Genomic DNA, 19605 nt, shown 5'->3' on the forward strand with positions numbered 1-19605 from the left:
TTTTTCAAATGAGTGAAAAATAAATACTCAAAAAAATATAATTAAATTCCCCTTTGCTTTAACCTAAAAACAAGTTTAAAAAAGTAAAAATATATCACCCCTGCATTCATTTCTCACCTATGTTTTTTGGGTAAACAGATTTTCTATAATCAGTGCCCCATTTTGCCAATTCATCAATAAGAGGCAAAAGAGTTTTTCCGTACTCAGTAATGGAATATTGAACCGTAATGGGTTTTGTGTTCATTACTGTTCTGCTCACTAAATTATTTATTTCTAAATCTTGAAGTTCTTTGGACAGCATTTTGGTTCCTATTCCATTTATTTCTCTCAACAAGTCCATGAAACCCAATGTATTTCCTTCAATGAGTGTCCCTAAAATATGAAATTTCCATTTACCAGACAATAAACTCATTGCATCACTTATGGCCCTCATTCTTACTTGACAAACTTGTGTTGAATTTATTTGAGCGTTCTTTTTCATTTTATGAATTATTTACACTGCTAAATTATCCTTTTAGATATTAGTTTCCAAGAGGAAACTAATATCTAAAAGGAAACCCGTAGCTAATGTACATTCAGTGTACTTTAATTTTGTCCTAAATTAATAACAATTAAATTAAAAAAATGAAAAACACAATTAACAAAACGGCAGGAATGATTTTATTGACATTAAGTCTAATAACATTAAAGGTAAATGCGCAAAATAACAAAAGCAAAGAAGTTGAAATCATAAACACAATGCTTCAGGCATTTGGGACAGGGAACATGGAAGCTTTAAAATTAACACTTTCAGAATCTACTATTTGGAACTACAATGGCAGTGAACTTATTCCTTATTCGGGTACTTATAAAGGTAAAAATGAAGTTGTAAAATTTATTAGTAATATTGTTTCAAATGTTGAAATTCTTGATTTTAAGGTTGAACAAATTTTAAACAATGGAAAAACGGTTGTTGTTCTTGGTTCTGAAAAACAAAAAAATTAAAAAAACGGAGAAATTTTGGAGCAAAAATGGGTACAGGTTTACACGGTTGAAGAAGGTTTAATTACAAGAATGGAAGAATATGCCAACACTGCGTATGCTGAAAAATTGTTCAAAAAATGATATTAAAAACAATAATGACATTAATTGTGCTTTGCAATATTAGCTGTCAGTCTCAAACCAATAACAAAATGAAAGAAAAAAATAACAATCCACTTTTATGTGATCCTGAAAAAGGTATCTGCGAAATGCCTGTAAATGACAAAACCAAAAACGGCACACACTCTTTTGAACACAATAAACCTGTGAAAATCATTTATTTTACAGACCCTATTTGTTCTTCCTGCTGGGGTATTGAACCGCAGCTGCGAAAACTAAAACTGGAATACGGAAATAATATTGATATTGAATACCGCATGGGAGGACTTTTACCGGACTGGAGTTACAACAGTGGCGGGATAAGCAAACCTTCGGATGTGGCACAACATTGGGACGAAGTAAGCCGTTATTATGATATGCCGATTGATGGTGATGTCTGGATTGAAGATCCTCTAAGTTCTTCTTATCCTCCTTCTATTGCATTTAAAGCCGCTCAGATGCAGGATGAATCAAAGGCGGTATCGTTTTTAAGAAGAATACGGGAAATGGTTTTCATCGAAAAGAAAAATATTGACAAATGGGAGTATTTGGCATTAGCCGCCAGCAAAACCGGTTTAGATGTTACAAAGTTAAAAACAGATTACGACACTAAAGCCAAAATGCTTTTTGAAGAAGATTTAGCATTAGCAAAAAAACTGGGAGTAAGAGGTTTTCCAACTTTGTTTTTTATTGACAGCCTGAATAATGAGCAGACCGTTTATGGCTTTAAGCCGTATCAGACCTTTGAAGATGCTGTACTGACTGCATTTCCAAAGGCAGAAAAAAATAAATTTGATACCTCATGGACAGGCTTATTCCACAAATACTCTTCTTTGACTGTAAAAGAATTTTCGGAATTATCGGGGTTATCACGAAAAGAGAGCGAAATACTTTTGCAAAAACTGACTGACGAAGCAAAACTTCATAAAACAACAACTAAAAATGGTTCGATCTGGTCAGTTAAAAATACCAAGTTCTAATACCATCTGTTATGTTAATTAAATAAATGCCAAAGTGAAAGCTTCGGCATTTATTTAATTATTTTAACAGCAATTCTTCTGTTTTCTTTTCTATTGGTTTCGTTATCATTTTTGAACAAAGGAAATTCCTGCCCATAGCCTTTTGTGGAAATTCTATCTTCTGAAATTTTTAATTTAACCAGTGCGTCTTTTATGGAATTTGCTCTTTTCAAACTCAACGTTTCATTGCTTTTGGGATTTCCTAAATTATCGGTGTAACCTGCAATTTCTATTTTGGTTTTTGGAAAAGAAGATAAAATCAGAGCAATGTTGGTTATTTGTTCTTCAGAATCAATAAAATACGAAGGGGCTCTGTCTTTAAAATGAATTCTGTCTAAAACAATCCAGTATCCTGAACCATTGAGACTGTTGGAATTATCGAGAATAAAATCCAGAATGGCTTTCTCACTGCCTTTTTCCGGTATGGTAATAATATCGTCACTTGGCAGCATATAATCGATATAGTCGCCGAGTTTGTTAATATCTTTAAATTCGATGTTTTGAGGCTGTTTTTCGGCATCGATAGTGGTTTCTGTTGCGGTTGTTCCTTGTCTGGAACCTGTCATAAAAAACAAGGATAAGCCCACCAGAAGTATGGCTGCTATGGCAAAAACCATTTTTTTGGACAAACCAGGCTTAGCGGTTTCTTCTATTTCTTTTTCCTGAATATCCTGTTCGGGTTCTTTCTCTGTTACTTCGTCTTCAAAATGAGATTTGATGTGGGCTTTGTCTATTTTTTGTTCAACAAAATAACAAATTACTACAATAATCGACATCTTAAAGATTCTTTCAGCAGAATCTAATTTAATGAAGGTTTTTTGAGCAATAGACTCCGTGATAGTATTCAAATCAAGCGAAAAATTCAATTCAAAATTTTCACTAAGCTCATCCAATGAAGTATCATTGGTTAAAACAGCAGGGATATTCTGGATTATATTTTCATGGGTATTTCTTATCTTATAGGCATCTTTATAAAACAAGTCTATTTTGAAGCTATCGGTAGTATCAATTATTTTTTTTACAATTATTTCTAAAGACAAATCAATAGCTTTGGATACACTATTTTCAAATTCGTCCAAATATTTGCTTGATTCATTGATATTGTAATTGCTGACAGACCTTTTTAGAATTTGAATTTGTTTTGAATACATTGATGGGATAGAGTATTAGGATTAAATTAAAGTAAAACCTGATTTCAAGGCAATTTTGTCGTTTTTAAACAAATAGATGGTATAATTTCCTTTTGATAAAGCAGACAAAGGCAGACCTGATATTTCTTCTAAATTTTCTCCTGCATAACTATAGTCTTCGTGGTAACTGTAATCTAAAACAATGGAACCAAATTTATGAGAAAGTCTGTACCCTATTACATCTCCTTCGGGATTGATAATTTGAACATAATATCTTCCTTTTGAATCGTTTACATTTGAATTTCCACGTATCAAAAATTTGATCCTGCAAAAATTAACCATATCGGATTTATCCGTTGTAACCATTTTGGTCAACGTTTTGTTTGCAGAATAAGTTTCTACTCTCAAATTGGCAAAAACTACATTTTTACTTTTAGTAACATTAAGGTGTTCAGAAAGACTTGTACCACGATTCGATGACAAATTAACTTTAGTATTATCGTAACCGCTGCCATTGCTTTCTTCTTTATTTTTTAAAACAGTCAATGTACTGTCTTGTTTGTTTTTTAAAGCTTCGTATTTCTCCACCAATTCCATTTTATCACTTTTGAGGAGTGTTACCTGCTTTCTGAGTTTTATAACTTCTGTTTTGTATTTGTTCAGTTCTTCTACAGTGGCTTTTGATTCTTTTAATTCATCAATCAGATTGGTGATTTTTTGCTGTTCTACCAATAACTCTTCTTTAATAGAGCTGTTTTCATTGATTACAGATGCAATTGAATCCCTGGATTTGGTAAGATTGTCAATTAATGCTGTTTTTTCAGTATTGAGTTTAGCATTACTTTCATATAGGTAATAGGAATAGCCTCCTACAAGTAATAATAAAAGTGATAAAATGAGTGGTTTTTTGTTAGTGCTTTTCTTCTCTGTCATAGTTTTTTTTTTTTCAAATTTATAAAATGAAAAATTTCACACCAAGCTATTTAGGACTAAAAGTCTTTTTGTGGAGTATTATTGTATTATCAGTATAAAAGCATTTTTTATTTTATTAATTAGTTATTTTTTCACAATCGAAATAATTATTTGAAAAAAATAACATTTTTAATGAATATGTTTCAATGCTGAAATTGCTGTTTTTTCGCTCTTAGATGTCGTTTTTCCTCATTCATAAAACTCAAAAACGGCTATGATATCCAAATAAACCCCATAAAAACGGGCATTTTATTTACTGAGAAATAATAATAATGTATAAAAATCAATAAAAAAAATAAGACCTTTGAACATTAATCAAAAGCCTTATTTTGGATTTAAACTAAAAATCAGGTTTTTTTTTTTTTAATCCCTGTTTTTATATGTAAAGTGTTGTTTGTTAGTTTAAAAATATTATTGCAGATGTATAGAATATGTCTCTGCTTTTTTAATTTTTATAACTTTTCGTACCAATTCAAAATATAATCAGCGATTTCTTCCCAGCCTTTTTCGCCACAGATATAATGGCTTTTATCTTCAAAAATTTTCAAATCAACTTTGCTGTTAGAGTCTTTGTATTGACTGGCAATTTTTTTAGTTAATTCTGGTGGAAATATAGCGTCTTTTCCTCCTCCAATAAACAAAATCGGTTGATGTGGTTTTTTAAAATTGGCATTAGAAAAAGACTTCAGTAGTGTTTCTCTTCCAATTTTTCTGCTTTCAGGAACGGCAATTAAATCATAAGCTTTGTCTTGTTCTGGTTTTGAAAGCGTATTGAAAAATGCCCGGTTATACCAGTCTCTGGTTCCTAAATAATATTTTTTAAGGGAAAAGAAATTAACTGCCGGCCAGACAATTTTTACAGTAGAAAATGGTGGAAAAACATTTTTTGGAGGAGCTCCATTGATACTCACCGCAGCATCTACTTTATCAAGGTCCAGAAGTTTTTGTACTGCGAGTCCTGCCATCGAATGACCAATAACGAGTGGTTTTTCGGGTAATCGATCAATAAATCTTGCTATTTTGGTTACGACATCAATAAAACCCGTTTCGACAAGTTCATGGTGAAGCGTCTTTCTTAGTCTTGAAGGATCTCCTTCATGTCCTGGGTTTGGAGGTGCATAAACAGTGAATCCTTTTTGCTGAAAATAAGTTTCCCATTCAGACCAGCTATTATTATTCACGAACATGCCGTGTACTAATACAATTGTTTTTGATTTTGACATTATATAATTTGTTTAAATTAGGGTGTTTTTTAAATTCAAAATATGGTTAATGCAAAATGAGAGACATCCTGTCAAAATTTTTCAGGTCGTTAGTAATTGGTAGTCTTTTTTTTACGAAAATACAAATTAAAAATTATGATTTTAATTTTAGAATATTGTTTTTTTGTTAATTAGTGTTTTTTATTATTAATGGTTTTAGCAGCTACAAAGAGGTAGAAGCGAATGCTTAAAAAAATAATATGATTGCTGATTTTTAATATTAAATGGCTTTGCAGAATTGGCAATCAAATATTTAGCTGAATGAAATCTTAAATGCTTCACCAGTTTGCTATTGCTTGCGTCAAAAATAATTAATCCTCAATCTAAAATTGTTTATAGTAATGAAATTAAGACAGTGACTGTTTGAAAAGTGCTTTTCGGACAGCCTCTTTTTCTGAATGTCATATTGCAACTCCAGTCGATGAGTTTCATCAGATAAAAGATATGCTTGATTTAGATTAAATATCGCTTTGCTCTTTTATTTTTAACCAACAAGTGTTGTTATGCCGCTATTGATGTCAATTTCTGCAAAATTGTGTTTTCCCATAACGATAAGAAGTTTGTTTGTATTATAGCCAACATATCGTATTTCAGGATTTCCATTTTTTGGTTTTCCGCAAACAGAAATTACATTGGTTTGCCATTTCAATTTGCTTCTTTTGTAGGCAGAAATTGTTTGCAAATCGTTTTCAACATAGTAGATTATGTTGTTTTTTTTAATTCCTCTTTTTTGTGTTTTTGCAAAATTTATTTCAGAGTTTTTTGAAATTAAGGCCTCGTTGAATTTTTCAGCAATACCGGTTTGAGTTACAAAAAAGGTTAACATAGATAACTTTAAAAAAGGTTTCATTTGGATAGAATTTGGGGTTCTTAATCGGTTCAAATATAAATAATTAAAGCGTATAATGTGTTTTTTGGAAGCCAAAAAAAGATACCCTTTTCCGAAATAGGAAAAGGGTAAAATATATAGGTTAATTTTAAATAAAAATTATTTTTTCAAGCTAAAAATTTTGGGATTCATAGAAATAATGATTAGGCAGTTAATCTTTAATTCCAATTTTAAAACCTTTAATGTATTCCAAAGGCTTTTTTCCGTCATAAAGAATGTTATCAATAAATTCTGTGGTTGCGGGTTTATACCCATCCGTTACCGGAATTTCGGCTTTTGTTAAAAAACCTTCTTCCATTAATAATTTGGCAGCGTTCATCCAGATTTCAGGTTTGTAAACTTCTTTAATTTTAGAATGATACCATTCGTTTGTTTTAGATTCTGAAATTTGTCCCCAGCGTTTCATTTGTGTCAAAAACCAAATACCATCAGAATAATAAGGGTAGGTGGCGTTGTATCTGAAAAAAACATTAAAATCAGGAACAGACCGTATATCGCCTTTTTCAAATTCAAATGTTCCCAACATAGAATTATCGATTACTCTCTTTTCTCCGTCAACATAAGCCGATTTTGATAAGATACGGGTTGCTTCTTTTCTGTTTACAGGATCATCGAGCCATTTTCCGGCTTTAATTAATGCTTTGGTAATAGCAATGGTTGTATTTGGATACTTTTCTACAAATTCCTTTGTCATCACAAATACTTTTTCAGGATGGTTTTTCCAGATTTCCCTACTCGTTACAACTGGTACTCCAATTCCTTGATCGACCGCCTGCTGATTCCATGGCTCTCCAACACAATAAGCATTTATGGTACCTGCGAGCAATGTTTCAGGCATTTGTGGTGGTGCCGTTACATTCAGCAATACGTCTCCGCCTGTGGTTCCTTTGCTTCCCTGGATATTGTTATTGCTGTAAAATCCGGGATTGATTCCGGCAGCTGCAAGCCAGTAGCGCAATTGATAATTATGATTAGAATAGGCCGAAACGACTCCTATAACAAAAGGTTTTTTTAGTTTTTTATACATGTTTAAAGCCGGCATCAGAGCGCTTGCCGGTATAGGGTGTACAGGTCTGCCATATTCCTGCGGAATACTGTCTGCAATTTTTGACCAGATATCTTTAGATACTGTAATGGCATTACCATTCAAATCCATAGAAAATGTGGTAACCAGCGCACCCTGTCTTCCACAGCCTACTGCTGCAGCGATGGGCTGGCCAGCAAGCATCTGTGCACCATCTATTTGCTGGTCAAGAACTTTGTCTAAAATATCTCTCCAGTTAGCCTGTACTTCCAGTTTTACATTTAAGCCTTCAGCTTCAAAAAAACCAAGATGCTTTGCAATTGCCAATGGAGCCATGTCCGTAAGTTTAATGAATCCTATGGTTACATTTGGTTTCTCCAGAACTAATTTTTTTGTTGTTGGAGGATCTGGTATCCCGGGTTTAAAAGATGTCCAGTTTGTATTTTTTCCTCTAAAACTAAAAATAATAAAGGGTACAATAATAAGCATAGAAAATCTAAGTAAGGTTGGTTTCATACGGACTGGTTTTTAGGTTATAAAATAATTTGGGTATTTCACTCTAAAGAATAAGAGTGCTGAAATATTTCTTTAAGAAAATATTGTATTCTTTTTAAAATGATTAAGATCAGTGACTTAGTGGGGGATTTTATAAAAAAGAGCTCCTGAAATTAATCAGAAACTCTTTTTTGAATCCTTTTTTGGTGGTAAAAAAGGAAAAAACAGAACAATTTTGGCTTTAGCCTAATTCAAATAACTAAATAACTATGAATTAAAAAAATATAAAAAGCTTATCGTCTATCTATTACTTTTGACAAAACTGGTTGTTTTTCGTTCATGATTTTGGTAATCGTATAATGCATCCAGATCAAACATATAACAGAAAGAAGCAGAATAAAAATCCATGAACTTGACCAGATTCCGGTTGCGGTTAATAAGTATCCAAAGATAATTGGTCCAAAGAAACCTCCTAAACCGCCAATCATACCTACCATTCCGCCAACTACTCCAACTTCAGTCGGGAAATATTCAGGAATGTGTTTGTAAACGGCTGCTTTTCCTATTCCCCAGGAAATTCCAATCAAAATGACCAACACTAAGAAAACCCACATATTGGCATCAAATTTAATTACGGTAATTCCTTTGGCAAGCAATTCTTTTTTCTTTACAGGTTGATTTTGTTCAACAACAACCTGCTGCCAGGATGTGCTGGTTGGAAAAATGGTGTTTTCTGCTGTTGTTTCCTTTTTTTGTGCTATAGCAAAATTTGTTTCTCCAATTTTAATGTTCTCATTTGAAACAGCAGTTATTATTCCTTTTTTGGTAGCCAAAACTCCGGGACCATTAGTGATAATTTCCATTTTCGGAACCATTAATAAAGCGCTCAGAACAACAGATGAACTCAATACCCAGTACATTACTTTTCTGGCTCCAAATTTATCTGATAAATAACCTCCAAAAGCCCTGATTACTCCTGAAGGCAAACTAAACATAGTAGCAAATAAACCTCCCATTACAAGGCTGGTTTGATAAACGTTCATGAAATTTGGCAATAACCATTGTGAGTAGGCTACAAAACATCCAAAAACTAAGAAGTAGTAAGCTCCAAAACGCCAAACACGAGCCGATTTTAAAGAGCCCAACATTTGCGAAACACTTTTAGTATTGTTTTCTATTTTTTTATTTTTTGCGAATAATAAAAAGGCTACCCCAATTACAACCAATGCAACAGCATAGATAACAGGAAGTATTTTCCATCCGTTTTGAGGGTCATCTATTGAAAAATGATTTAATAACGAAGGTGCTAAAAAAGTAGTAATTGCGGCTCCGGCATTCCCCATTCCGAAGATTCCCAAAGCACGTCCCTGCCATTCTTTTGGATACCAAATAGAAGTATATCCAATCCCGACAGCGAAACTTGTACCTACCATTCCAAACAAAAAGCTCAATACGGCAAACATCAAAAAGCTATCGGCAAAAGGCAATAAAAATAAAGGAATTGAACATAGTAACAGTAATAATGAAAATACGTATTTGCCACCAAATTTATCTGTAAGTATCCCTATTGGCAAACGCATTACAGATCCGGTAAGAATTGGGATTCCCAATAACCAGCCTACCTGAACAACGCTCCAGTTAAAAATACCGTTGTCGACTAAAAAGGTTACTAAAACTCCATTTAAGGTCCAACAGGCAAAACACACCGTAAATGCCAATGTGTTTAAAAATAAAATTTTGTGTGATTGCGATAATGAATTCGTATTTGTCATGGTACTTATATTTTTTGGTAAAAATAAGTACTATAACGTAGTTAAAAACTGCGAAAACGCAGTTTTTTAAAAATATTTACGTAATTATACGTAGTTTTTTTTTACAATAAAGAATATTCAGTCGCTTTATTGGAAAGTTCCATTAAGTTTTTGACTTTTAATTTTTTCATTAAGTTAAAACGGTGTACTTCAGCAGTACGTTTGCTTATATCTAACGCTTCAGCTATTTCTTTATTTCCTTTTCCGGATAATAAAAGGGTCAAAATTTCTTTTTCTCTTTTGGTTATCATCATTTCTTCGCCCAAATTTTGTTTTGGCTCTGCTGAAAGGGATGAACTTGTTAACTGACCTATAAGGATAGAGGAAATATCACCGCTAAAATATTTTCCGCCATTGGCTACAGTATGCAATGCTTTCAGGAATTCATCTTTACTGGAACCTTTTAGTAAATAACCGTCTGCACCTGCTTTTATAGATTTTAATACATATTCTTCCGATTCGTGCATCGAAAGCATAATGATTTTTACAGTGTTATTATCGTTTCTAAGTTTTTCTACTACTTCGATACCGGTTAAGTTTGGCATGCGAATATCTACTATAAGTAAATCGGGTTTATTGGCGGTAACAACTTCAAGCGCATCTGCACCATCTATTGCTTCTCCAACAACCTCTATGTTTGCTTCATTTTCAAGTAAAGATTTGATTCCATCTCTTACAAAAACATGGTCGTCTGCTAGCACAACGCGAATAATATCACTCATAATTCTACTTAATTTTGATTCTAAACTTTTACGTATATTCATCTATAACGAGGCGCTAAGATACGTAATTTTTAAATTAAGAAATTAGTTAATTACAAAATATGAAAATGATAAGCATAAAAAAACCGATACTGAAAAAGTATCGGCTTGTATTTTAATGAAAGTGATCTTCTTCGATTTCAAATTCAGCATCTTTTTCCCAGATTTCCATTTCGCAGGGTTTGCAGTTGAATTTTAGTTTGTATTCAAGTTCTCCCTGTTTTAAAACCAAAGGTTCTTTTACTTTAACACCTACTATATCTTTTTGGTGTATCGGACATTTTTTTAATTCGTATTTGATACAATATTTCGTAGTCATTACACGAGATTTTCCCGGATCCCACTGTAATTCGAATGCTTTTTCGATTTCGGTAACACCATGGCGTTCATAGAATTTACGTGCCGTTTTGTTAGAAACGTTGTACATAAAGTCCAGTTTGGTTTCCGGATACGGATGTGACGTTTTTACCAATTGGTGTTCTTCACGTTTGTAGTTTGCCAGACGAATTTGGGATAACTGTTCGAAAACATTTCTTCGCATTTCGTTGATTTTTGAAATAGGAAGGAACCAGTTTTGAGAAAACATTACATTGATTTCATCGGCGCTGTAAGGTGTAAAGCCTGTTTTTGCCAACTGAATTTTAATGTTTTCTTCGATCGATTCGCCGGTTTTAGTTTGCTCTTTTGCGTGCTCTAATTTTATGGTGCTTACGTTCCCGTCTTCATCGGTTGCGATTAATTCAAAACCGGTTTCGCTTTCGGTAAGCAATAAAGTAGTTCCGATTTTACGAATGGCGCTGTCTTCTCTTTCAACAATTTTGATAAAAGCAATATCGTTATTGCGGTAAATGAAAGTTCCGTCTTTAATTTCTTTTAGAACGTTTGGATATACTTTTCCGTTCTCGGCTTTGTTTACGTAAATTCCGTCAGCTTCGTTGTTTTCGTTGATGAAACAAAGTCCGTCACCGTTGTTTAACAATTCACCGTTTTCGATTTCGTAAGCGTTTCCAACAGTTCGTATCAATTTACCAATGTATTGTCCTTTTGATTTTGGGCTTTCCCAGGAACCAATCGAGCTATGTCTTTCGTTTACGAAATAATCGGTATAACCACGGTTGAAAGTTCTGTTTAAAGTCGAATCAAAAGTATAGGTGCATTTCCCTGAAGAAGCTTTGGTGTATTTATCGCTTCCTTCTAAATAACTGTCTAATTTTTGACGTAAATAAGATACGTTGTTTTTAACGTAAGCCACATCTTTAAGACGACCTTCAATTTTGAATGAAACAATTCCGGCTTCAATCAAATTCGGAATCTGATCTGAAACGTCTAAATCTTTAATCGAAAGCAAGTGACTGTTTTTGATTAAAGTATCTCCGTTTCCGTCGATTAAGTTATAAGGTAAACGACAGTTTTGAGCGCAGGAACCACGGTTGGCGCTACGTTCGCCGTTTGCCACACTCATATAACAGTTTCCACTGAAGGATACACATAAAGCTCCGGTTACGAAAAATTCTAATTCAACATCAGCTTCGTCGTAAATTGTTTTAATTTGGTGCAGATTTAATTCGCGCGCTAAAACCACCCGTTTGATTCCGGCATCTTTAAGGAATTTAATTTTGTCTGCGTCACGGTTATTGGCCTGAGTACTGGCGTGAAGTACGATAGGAGGTAAGTCCATTTCCATAATCGCCATGTCCTGAATAATCAGGGCATCGACACCAATATCGTATAATTCCCAAATCATGGAGCGACACGTTTCTAATTCGTTGTCGTATAAAATGGTATTCATTACTACAAAAACCTGAGCATTAAATAAGTGTGCATATTTTACCAATGCGGCAACATCTTCAATAGAGTTGTTGGCATTAGAACGTGCTCCAAATTGTGGTGCACCAATATACACGGCATCGGCACCGCTGTTTATCGCTGCCATTCCACCGATTAAATCTCTGGCTGGAGCTAATATTTCAATCTTCTTCTTCATTTTTAAAACTTTAGGCTTTTGTGGTATTCACGAAAAAAAGTGTGCAAAGGTCTTATAAATTATTTGAGATTGCTAAAGATGAGGCGATTTTTTTTGAAATTGTTAACTTAATGTAGGGTGGTGGTGTAATTATCGGTTTACTTATCCAATAACCAATTCCAGCGTTTTGCCCAATCCAGTAATATATCCTTTCTCCATTTTAGTATTGTTTTTCCTCCCTGTATTTTTCCGTCATACAAATTTGGATCAGCTTTGTCGGTGTACCAGTTATCGCCTAACTTATAATCGGTACTGTGTTTTTTACCCGGCCATAAATTTTCGACAACTAATTTTCCTTCTTGTAGAGGGAAATTTGGAATGTCTGAAGTAAATTTATAGTGTAATAGCTCTGCCTGTTTCGGAACATATTTTATGGCATATTCGCCATTACCGATATAATACCCAGGCCATTTTTGGACTTTTCCTTTAAGAGTGGTTTCCATCCAGAAGCAGGCTGAGTCTGTTGGAACATTTATAATGGACCTTTTAGGTAAAACTCTGTAATGGTACAATAGGCTACAGTATCTTTAACGGATGTAATATCATTAAAAATGACTCTTGGACTGTGGCTCATTTTTTCAAAACTGCCTCCCCAGCTTTCACGTGTCGGGTCGTTTGGGTTGCCGTCCATCATATAAAGAAGGGTTGGAGTGTCTCCCATTTTGACATTTCCTTTATAGTAATTTTTAAAATCTTTGCCCAGATTTCCGGCTGATGCAATATATTTATCATAGTAATCGGTAGTTTTTACGCTGTCCGGTTCATTATTATTTGAGAAAAAGCCATAATAAGATGCATTGTTTTCAATAAACCAAAGATTTGGAAAATTCTCAACGACGTAAGCATAGCTGTTGGCACTCCATTTTTTGTTTGGACCACCAATCCAGACAATTCGTATTTTACTTTGGATTTCGGGTGCATCATGTAATGCCTGAGCTACATCTTCCAGTCCTCCCCAAACCAATACCCAAAGAGGCTCTTTGCTTTCTTTTTTGGCACATTTTATAATCCAGTCTGAGCCTTCGGTGGCTGTTGTGTAACCAATATAAGGCGCTGCGCCATGACGTCCCTGTTTGGTGACTGAGCGTAAATAATCAGGAGAAAGTAGTCCTTTTTGATGTTTTTTTAGTTTAGGCAGGTCTTTTTCGTAAAGATTTATCATGCGTAAAATTTCTTCTTTGTTTCCATCACCAAAAGAAGGAGAGGAAACAAGTCCTTCAATATTGAATAATTCACTATACATAAATAAATGAGTAAACGACTGATTGTCATCAGGATCCGTGCCCCCAATATCACTGCTGATAAGAATTCGGGGTTTTACAGGAACTTTTTGTTGCGCAATTATAGTAAATGAATAAATAGACAGTAAAAAAGACAAGATAAATCTGTTCATGTTTATTGTTTAAGTTTTTAGAAGAGTATTTGATGGTTTGAAATTACGTTTGTTTTTGGACTTTAATAAAGAAACCACCGAATCATTTTAATTAAGTAGTTTTTTAAAATTAAAAATTTGGATGATTTTATTCTTTAATCAGTTTGATAGATGTAGAGCCTTTTTCAGATTTTACAGTAATAATATAAATGCCAGCTTTAGCAGATATTGTTCCTACTTCGGTCTCGTTTTCTCCTTTTCCAGATCCAATTTTTTCTCCTAAAAGAGTATGAATGGTGTAAGTGAATTTACCTTCAGAAATTATGGTAAAACTTTGACTTGTAGGATTTGGATAAAGCAGCGCATTTATTGAAGATGATACATTCGAAAAATCATTAGTAGCCAAAGTTGCTTCAGTTGTAACAATGTTGGGCTGTGTTTGTGCTGCCATATCTGCCCCTAAATAAAAGCTTGGATGCGGAGGTTGATTGTAAGCTGAATTTTGCCATGCTATAGCTGTTCTATATTGTGTGTCGTGCATTAAGGTGTACAATTTATGAGTAGTAGGAATCTTTGTAGTGTAAATTCTGATAGAAGTGTTATCGTCTTTTCTGAAGATAACTTCTTCTCTCCAATCTCCAAAGAGGTCGGCGCTCAAGCAAGGGGTTGCTTTGGTGGTGTTGTTTGAAGTATATCCGGTTGCAGTTAACATATTACTGGTTTTACCATTAATGTAATCCCACTTGTCTATTTTGTTTGAATCTAATAATTCCCGATTCAAATCAGCATCCCACCAAATTGAAAAATTCTGCGAGGGTTTTTTATTGCTGATAAGATTTCCTTTGCAATCCATTAAAAAATTTGTAGTGGTAGTAACACCTGCAGCGTCTTTTATGCCAGCACTGCCAAAACATTCATATCCTTTGTAGCGGGGGTCAATATCTGCAGCATTGCAACGACCGACATCTATATTTGCCGGAATCCCCCATATTGTTGCTCCCGTTTGAGCATCTAAGAAAACTAAACCATTAGTTTTGTATTTTGCAGGTTCTTCCAGGCATTGCCATATTTCTTGTCCCGGACGATCAGGATCCATGTCGCTCATGTGCAAAGCATCTCCATGACCTAAAGTGTTGGTATATAATTTTGTTCCGTCATCATTAATGCCGCTCGAACCATTAAAAATTTCGTCTTTACCATCGCCATCAACATCTCCTACTGTCATTTGGTGATTTCCCATGCCTGCATAAGCTGAATTTCCTGCTGCGGAACTGTCAAAAATCCATCTTTGAGAAAGCGTGTTGTTTCTCCAGTCCCAAGCCACACGTACCAATCTGGTGTAATAACCACGCCCCATTATTAGACTGGGTTTTGAGCCGTCAAGATAAGCGATGGCAGCAACAAAACGTTCTGAACGGCCTCCATAATTGTCTCCCCATGAAGATACTGTTCCGCGGGCAGGTAAATAGTTGGTGGTAGCCATTGCCTTTCCTGTTAGTCCGTTAAAAACAGTTAAAAATTCAGGTCCTGATATGACAGCGCCATAAGGGCTTCCGGATGTAGTTGTACTGCCGGTAGTGTTTCTGTAATCTGCAGTTGCACTGCCAATAACAACACCGGTTCCGTCTATGGTTCCGTCAGAAGTTCTGCAAGCCATTTCGGCTTTGCCATCCGAATCTAAATCATAAACCATAAATTGGGTATAATGGGCGCCGGCACGAATATTTTTTCCTAGATCAATCCTCCAAAGACGTGTTCCGTCTAAACGGTAGCAATCAATATAAACATTACCTGTAAAACCGGGCTGAGAGTTGTCTTTTGAGTTTGAGGGATCCCATTTCACGAATATTTCGTATTGTCCGTCACCATCTACATCACCCACACTACAATCATTTACATTATAAGTGTAAGAGCCACTCACATTGGTTCCTCCATCAGGTATCTGCATGGCAATATCTAAATATTGATTTGCCCATACCGTAGCGGTTTCAGAAGTTGTTTCTTCGACACCATTAATAATAGCACGAACTGAATATGTTCCGTTTGTACTAATGTTATGGGTGTAATTTGTAGTGGTTGTAAAAGGACTTCCTGCTACTTTTATATCATTACAATACAAGTTGTAACTGACATCTGTAGGTTCTGTTCCTAACATTCTCCAGCCAATATAAACCTGATTAGAGCTTAAACGCATTGCAACCAGGCCATGATTAAGCTTTTCAACACTTCGTTGTGCTAATAATGGAGTGGTTATTCCAAATAAAAATAGTAATGAAAGAATGGTTTTTCTAAAAAAAATAACAGAGGATTTTTGTTTCATGGTTTTGTAATGGGTTGGTTGGTTAGTATTTACTAAAATAAGTTTTAAAATGTGATAGACTGTCCTGTACTATCCTTTGTCGGTCTTTAGTAATGATAATTTGTTTTGGAGGCTTGTTATTTTGTATAAAAAAAGCTTCAGACTTTTTCTGAAGCTTCAACTTTTAAACACAAGATTATTTTGCTTTAATGATGTAATGTTTATTCAGATTTTACAGTAATAACATTGGGCTGTTTTTGGACTTCCATATCAACTCCCAAATAAAAACCCGGATGCGGCGGCTGATTGTAAGCTGAGTTTTGCCATGCAATAGCGGTTCTGTATTGAGAATCGTGCATCAAAGTATATAAGCGATGTGTCGTTGGAATGTTGGTAGTATAAATTCTAATAGAAGAATTGTCTGTCTTGCGAAATATAACTTCTTCACGCCAATCGCCAAAAAGATCTGCGCTTAGGCAAGGCGTTGATTTGGTACCATTATTTGATTTATGATCTGCTGCAGTCAGTAAATTAACGCTTTTTGAATTGATGTAATCCCATTTGTCAATTCGGTTTGAGTTTAATAATTCTCTGTTTAAATCGGCATCCCACCAAATGGAGAAATTCATAGATGGTTTTGAAGTACTGATCTGATTTCCTTTGCAGTCATATAAATTACCTACGGCTCCCCAGCATTCATATCCTTTGTAACGAGGGTCAATATCGGCAGCATTCCCGCGGCCTACATCATTGCCTTTTCCGTTAACTCCCCATAAAGGTTCTCCTGTTCTGGCATCCCTAAATTCAAGTCCATAAGTTTTGTAACTTGATGCATCTTCGTGACACTGCCAGATTTCCTGCCCCGGGCGATCAGGATCCATGTCGGTCATGTGCAATGAATCGCCATGTCCTAAACCGTTGGCGTATAATTTTGTTCCGTCGTCATCAATGGCGCTGGTTCCGTTAAAAACTTCATCTTTACCATCATGATCAACATCTCCCACAGTCATTTGATGGTTTCCCTGTCCAAATGCAGCACTGTTTTTTGAATCGTTACTGTCAAAAATCCATCGCTGTGAAAGCTTGCCGTTTCTCCAGTCCCAGGCCACACGAACCAGTCTGGTATAATAGCCACGGCCCATTACCAAACTTGGTTTTGAGCCGTCTAGATAAGCAACTGCGGCTATAAAACGGTCTACACGATTGCCATATCCATCTCCCCAGTCTTTAATATTTCCGCGTGCTGGCAAATAATTAGCAGTAGCCATTGCTTTACCTGTTACTCCGTTAAAAACGGTTAAAAATTCAGGTCCTTCTAAAATATATCCGTTAGGGTTTCTGTAATCTGCGGTAGCTGATCCAATAATTGTTTTGGTTCCGTCTATGGTTCCATCGGCTGTTTTACAGGCCATTTCGGCTTTGCCATCCGAATCTAAATCATACACCATAAATTGCGTATAATGAGCTCCTGCACGAATATTTTTTCCTAAATCAATTCTCCAGAGAAGTGTTCCTTCTAAACGGTAACAGTCGATAAATACATTACCTGTGTATCCTTTATGAGAGTTGTCGTGAGCATTAGACGGATCCCATTTTACAAAAATTTCGTATTGTCCGTCTCCGTCAACATCGCCAACACTGCAATCGCCTACGCTATAGGTATAAGTCTGTCCATCCGGAGTGGTTCCTCCCTGAGGTATCTGCATGGCAATATCCAAATATTGATTTGCCCATACGGGAACAGTTTCAGATTCGGGCTGTTCAATGCCATTAATAATTGCCCGAATATAATATTTTTCGTCTGTGGCAATTTTGTGTGTAAAGTTGGTCGTTGTAGTGAAAGGGCTGCTTGCTACTTTTTTGTCATTGCAGTATAAATTGTAGCTTACATTTGTGGGTTCGGTCCCTAACATTCTCCAGTTAATATAGACTTCATCAGAATTTAAACGTGTTGCAACGAGTCCGCGATTAAGCTTTTCTACTGTATGCTGAGCGAGTATTGAAGAAGTAATTCCTAATAATAAAAACGGAAAAATGAGTAAGTTTTTGAATGAATTTGATTTGGTTTTTTGCTGCATGATTACAGGAAAGGTTGGTTAGTAGTTTTTAAAAATAAGTTTAATAAAAAGTAATACTGTCCTGTACTATCCTAATGTTGGTTTTTGCTTAAAAAAAAAGCCTCAGGAAAATCCTGAGGCTCTAAATGTTTAAATTTTAATCGTTTATTATGCAGTCAAAGCTTCTTTGATTCTGCGTAATGCTTCTGTTAAAATATCGTTGCTTGTTGCATAAGAGAAACGAATACAGTTTGGATTTCCGAAAGCATCTCCTGTTACTGTTGCTACGTTTGCTTCTGCTAAAAGATACATCGAAACGTCGTTTGCATCTTTAATTTCAGTTCCTTTTAATGTTTTTCCGAAGAAAGAAGAAACGTCTGGGAATACGTAAAATGCTCCTTCCGGAACGTTGATTTTTACGCCTGGGATTTCTTTTAACAATCCAACCACTAAATCTCTACGACCGTGGAAAGCCTGAACCATTTCGTTTAATACGCTTGGATCCGCATCTACAGCTGTAATTGTAGCACGTTGAGCCACAGAATTAGCACCTGATGTTACTTGTCCCTGAATTTTTGTACACGCTTTTGCGATAAATTCAGGAGCTCCAATATATCCAATTCTGTATCCCGTCATAGCAAATGCTTTTGCTACTCCGTTAACTGTAATTGTTTTTTCTAACATTCCCGGGATAGAACCGATACTGCAGAAAGTCCCTGAGAAATTGATGTGCTCATAGATTTCATCAGCAACAACATAAATATTTGGGTGCTTTTCTAACACTTTTGCCAAAGCTGTTAATTCTTCTCTGCTGTAAACAGATCCTGAAGGATTACATGGAGAAGAGAACCACATCATTTTTGTTTTTGGTGTGATGGCGGCTTCTAATTGCTCCGGAGTGATTTTGAAATCTGTTTCAACAGAAGTTGGAACTTCAACAGGAACTCCGCCGGAAAGTTTTACAATTTCGAAATAAGAAACCCAGTAAGGTGCCGGTAAGATTACCTCGTCACCATCGTTTAACATTACCTGAGCAATGTTATATAAAGATTGTTTTGCTCCTGTAGAAACTACGATTTGAGAAGGTTTGTATTCTAAACCATTGTCTCTTTTGAATTTTCTGCAGATAGCTTCTTTTAAATCCTGATAGCCATCAACCGGAGAATATGTACTGTAGTTGTCGTCGATTGCTTTTTTTGCCGCTTCTTTAATGAAGTCCGGTGTATTAAAATCAGGCTCGCCTAAACTTAAACTGATAATATCTTTTCCTTGTGCTTTTAACTCACGAGCTAATGCAGCCATCGCCAAAGTCTGCGAAGTAGCTAAATTGTTAATTCTGTCTGAAAGAATATGGTTCATTATAAAAAAATTT

The 19605-nt window shown here is 35.2% G+C and carries 16 protein-coding genes; 2 read left to right on the top strand and 14 right to left on the bottom strand.

Annotated elements, in window-relative coordinates; translation table 11 throughout:
- Positions 1 to 106: 106 nt before the first annotated feature.
- A complete protein-coding gene (locus FLV_RS00370) occupies positions 107 to 481 on the bottom strand; it encodes a winged helix-turn-helix transcriptional regulator (RefSeq protein ID WP_243229970.1) in 375 nt (124 codons plus the stop codon).
- A 143-nt stretch (positions 482 to 624) separates the two neighbouring features.
- On the opposite strand from FLV_RS00370, the gene FLV_RS00375 reads away from it, so the two are divergent.
- Positions 625 to 984, top strand: a complete 360-nt coding sequence (locus FLV_RS00375) for a nuclear transport factor 2 family protein (RefSeq protein ID WP_243229971.1) — start codon at positions 625 to 627, stop codon at positions 982 to 984.
- A 188-nt stretch (positions 985 to 1172) separates the two neighbouring features.
- Positions 1173 to 2099: a ClpXP adapter SpxH family protein gene (locus FLV_RS00385; protein ID WP_243229974.1), complete on the top strand. Its 927-nt coding sequence runs from the start codon at positions 1173 to 1175 to the stop codon at positions 2097 to 2099.
- Positions 2100 to 2149: 50 nt separating this feature from the next.
- Here FLV_RS00385 and FLV_RS00390 read toward each other — a convergent pair whose 3' ends face one another.
- From FLV_RS00390 to FLV_RS00450, 13 genes are all read right to left on the bottom strand, one after another.
- On the bottom strand, positions 2150 to 3289 hold the full coding sequence (locus FLV_RS00390; protein WP_243229977.1) for an OmpA family protein: 1140 nt from the start codon (positions 3287 to 3289) through the stop codon (positions 2150 to 2152).
- A 21-nt stretch (positions 3290 to 3310) separates the two neighbouring features.
- Positions 3311 to 4201 carry a hypothetical protein gene (locus tag FLV_RS00395; protein ID WP_243229979.1) on the bottom strand — a complete coding sequence of 297 codons (891 nt, stop codon included), beginning with the start codon at positions 4199 to 4201 and terminating at the stop codon, positions 3311 to 3313.
- 491 nt (positions 4202 to 4692) lie between these two features.
- The gene (locus FLV_RS00400) at positions 4693 to 5463 is read right to left on the bottom strand and encodes an alpha/beta hydrolase (RefSeq protein WP_243229980.1); all 771 of its coding nucleotides are present in this window, start codon (positions 5461 to 5463) and stop codon (positions 4693 to 4695) included.
- A 523-nt stretch (positions 5464 to 5986) separates the two neighbouring features.
- Entirely contained in the window at positions 5987 to 6352 is a 366-nt protein-coding gene (locus FLV_RS00405; protein ID WP_243229983.1) for a hypothetical protein, read from the bottom strand.
- 190 nt (positions 6353 to 6542) lie between these two features.
- The gene (locus FLV_RS00410) at positions 6543 to 7931 is read right to left on the bottom strand and encodes a CmpA/NrtA family ABC transporter substrate-binding protein (RefSeq protein ID WP_243229985.1); all 1389 of its coding nucleotides are present in this window, start codon (positions 7929 to 7931) and stop codon (positions 6543 to 6545) included.
- 272 nt (positions 7932 to 8203) lie between these two features.
- The gene (locus FLV_RS00415) at positions 8204 to 9682 is read right to left on the bottom strand and encodes an MFS transporter (protein WP_243229987.1); all 1479 of its coding nucleotides are present in this window, start codon (positions 9680 to 9682) and stop codon (positions 8204 to 8206) included.
- 101 nt (positions 9683 to 9783) lie between these two features.
- Positions 9784 to 10443: a response regulator transcription factor gene (locus FLV_RS00420; protein WP_243229988.1), complete on the bottom strand. Its 660-nt coding sequence runs from the start codon at positions 10441 to 10443 to the stop codon at positions 9784 to 9786.
- A gap of 154 nt (positions 10444 to 10597) precedes the next feature.
- Positions 10598 to 12466 carry a peptidase U32 family protein gene (locus FLV_RS00425; protein ID WP_243229989.1) on the bottom strand — a complete coding sequence of 623 codons (1869 nt, stop codon included), beginning with the start codon at positions 12464 to 12466 and terminating at the stop codon, positions 10598 to 10600.
- Positions 12467 to 12603: 137 nt separating this feature from the next.
- Entirely contained in the window at positions 12604 to 12948 is a 345-nt protein-coding gene (locus FLV_RS00430) for a DUF5060 domain-containing protein (protein WP_243229990.1), read from the bottom strand.
- Positions 12949 to 12977: 29 nt separating this feature from the next.
- Positions 12978 to 13898, bottom strand: coding sequence for a DUF1593 domain-containing protein (locus FLV_RS00435; RefSeq protein WP_243229991.1), 921 nt, complete (start codon positions 13896 to 13898; stop codon positions 12978 to 12980).
- Positions 13899 to 14025: 127 nt separating this feature from the next.
- Positions 14026 to 16197 carry a T9SS type A sorting domain-containing protein gene (locus FLV_RS00440; protein WP_243229992.1) on the bottom strand — a complete coding sequence of 724 codons (2172 nt, stop codon included), beginning with the start codon at positions 16195 to 16197 and terminating at the stop codon, positions 14026 to 14028.
- 200 nt (positions 16198 to 16397) lie between these two features.
- On the bottom strand, positions 16398 to 18254 hold the full coding sequence (locus tag FLV_RS00445) for a rhamnogalacturonan lyase (protein ID WP_243229993.1): 1857 nt from the start codon (positions 18252 to 18254) through the stop codon (positions 16398 to 16400).
- A 147-nt stretch (positions 18255 to 18401) separates the two neighbouring features.
- The gene (locus FLV_RS00450) at positions 18402 to 19592 is read right to left on the bottom strand and encodes a pyridoxal phosphate-dependent aminotransferase (RefSeq protein ID WP_243229995.1); all 1191 of its coding nucleotides are present in this window, start codon (positions 19590 to 19592) and stop codon (positions 18402 to 18404) included.
- Positions 19593 to 19605 lie beyond the last annotated feature (13 nt).

This window comes from Flavobacterium pectinovorum, assembly GCF_022802975.1.
GTDB classification, from domain to species: domain Bacteria; phylum Bacteroidota; class Bacteroidia; order Flavobacteriales; family Flavobacteriaceae; genus Flavobacterium; species Flavobacterium pectinovorum_B.

Excerpts from the sequence above, each read along its gene's own strand:
- FLV_RS00370 (WP_243229970.1), bottom strand. The coding sequence starts at position 481 with ATGAAAAAGAACGCTCAAATAAATTCAACACAAGTTTGTCAAGTAAGA.
- FLV_RS00375 (WP_243229971.1), top strand. The coding sequence starts at position 625 with ATGAAAAACACAATTAACAAAACGGCAGGAATGATTTTATTGACATTA.
- FLV_RS00385 (WP_243229974.1), top strand. The coding sequence starts at position 1,173 with ATGAAAGAAAAAAATAACAATCCACTTTTATGTGATCCTGAAAAAGGT.
- FLV_RS00390 (WP_243229977.1), bottom strand. The coding sequence starts at position 3,289 with ATGTATTCAAAACAAATTCAAATTCTAAAAAGGTCTGTCAGCAATTAC.
- FLV_RS00395 (WP_243229979.1), bottom strand. The coding sequence starts at position 4,201 with ATGACAGAGAAGAAAAGCACTAACAAAAAACCACTCATTTTATCACTT.
- FLV_RS00400 (WP_243229980.1), bottom strand. The coding sequence starts at position 5,463 with ATGTCAAAATCAAAAACAATTGTATTAGTACACGGCATGTTCGTGAAT.
- FLV_RS00405 (WP_243229983.1), bottom strand. The coding sequence starts at position 6,352 with ATGAAACCTTTTTTAAAGTTATCTATGTTAACCTTTTTTGTAACTCAA.
- FLV_RS00410 (WP_243229985.1), bottom strand. The coding sequence starts at position 7,931 with ATGAAACCAACCTTACTTAGATTTTCTATGCTTATTATTGTACCCTTT.
- FLV_RS00415 (WP_243229987.1), bottom strand. The coding sequence starts at position 9,682 with ATGACAAATACGAATTCATTATCGCAATCACACAAAATTTTATTTTTA.
- FLV_RS00420 (WP_243229988.1), bottom strand. The coding sequence starts at position 10,443 with ATGAGTGATATTATTCGCGTTGTGCTAGCAGACGACCATGTTTTTGTA.
- FLV_RS00425 (WP_243229989.1), bottom strand. The coding sequence starts at position 12,466 with ATGAAGAAGAAGATTGAAATATTAGCTCCAGCCAGAGATTTAATCGGT.
- FLV_RS00430 (WP_243229990.1), bottom strand. The coding sequence starts at position 12,948 with ATGGAAACCACTCTTAAAGGAAAAGTCCAAAAATGGCCTGGGTATTAT.
- FLV_RS00435 (WP_243229991.1), bottom strand. The coding sequence starts at position 13,898 with ATGAACAGATTTATCTTGTCTTTTTTACTGTCTATTTATTCATTTACT.
- FLV_RS00440 (WP_243229992.1), bottom strand. The coding sequence starts at position 16,197 with ATGAAACAAAAATCCTCTGTTATTTTTTTTAGAAAAACCATTCTTTCA.
- FLV_RS00445 (WP_243229993.1), bottom strand. The coding sequence starts at position 18,254 with ATGCAGCAAAAAACCAAATCAAATTCATTCAAAAACTTACTCATTTTT.
- FLV_RS00450 (WP_243229995.1), bottom strand. The coding sequence starts at position 19,592 with ATGAACCATATTCTTTCAGACAGAATTAACAATTTAGCTACTTCGCAG.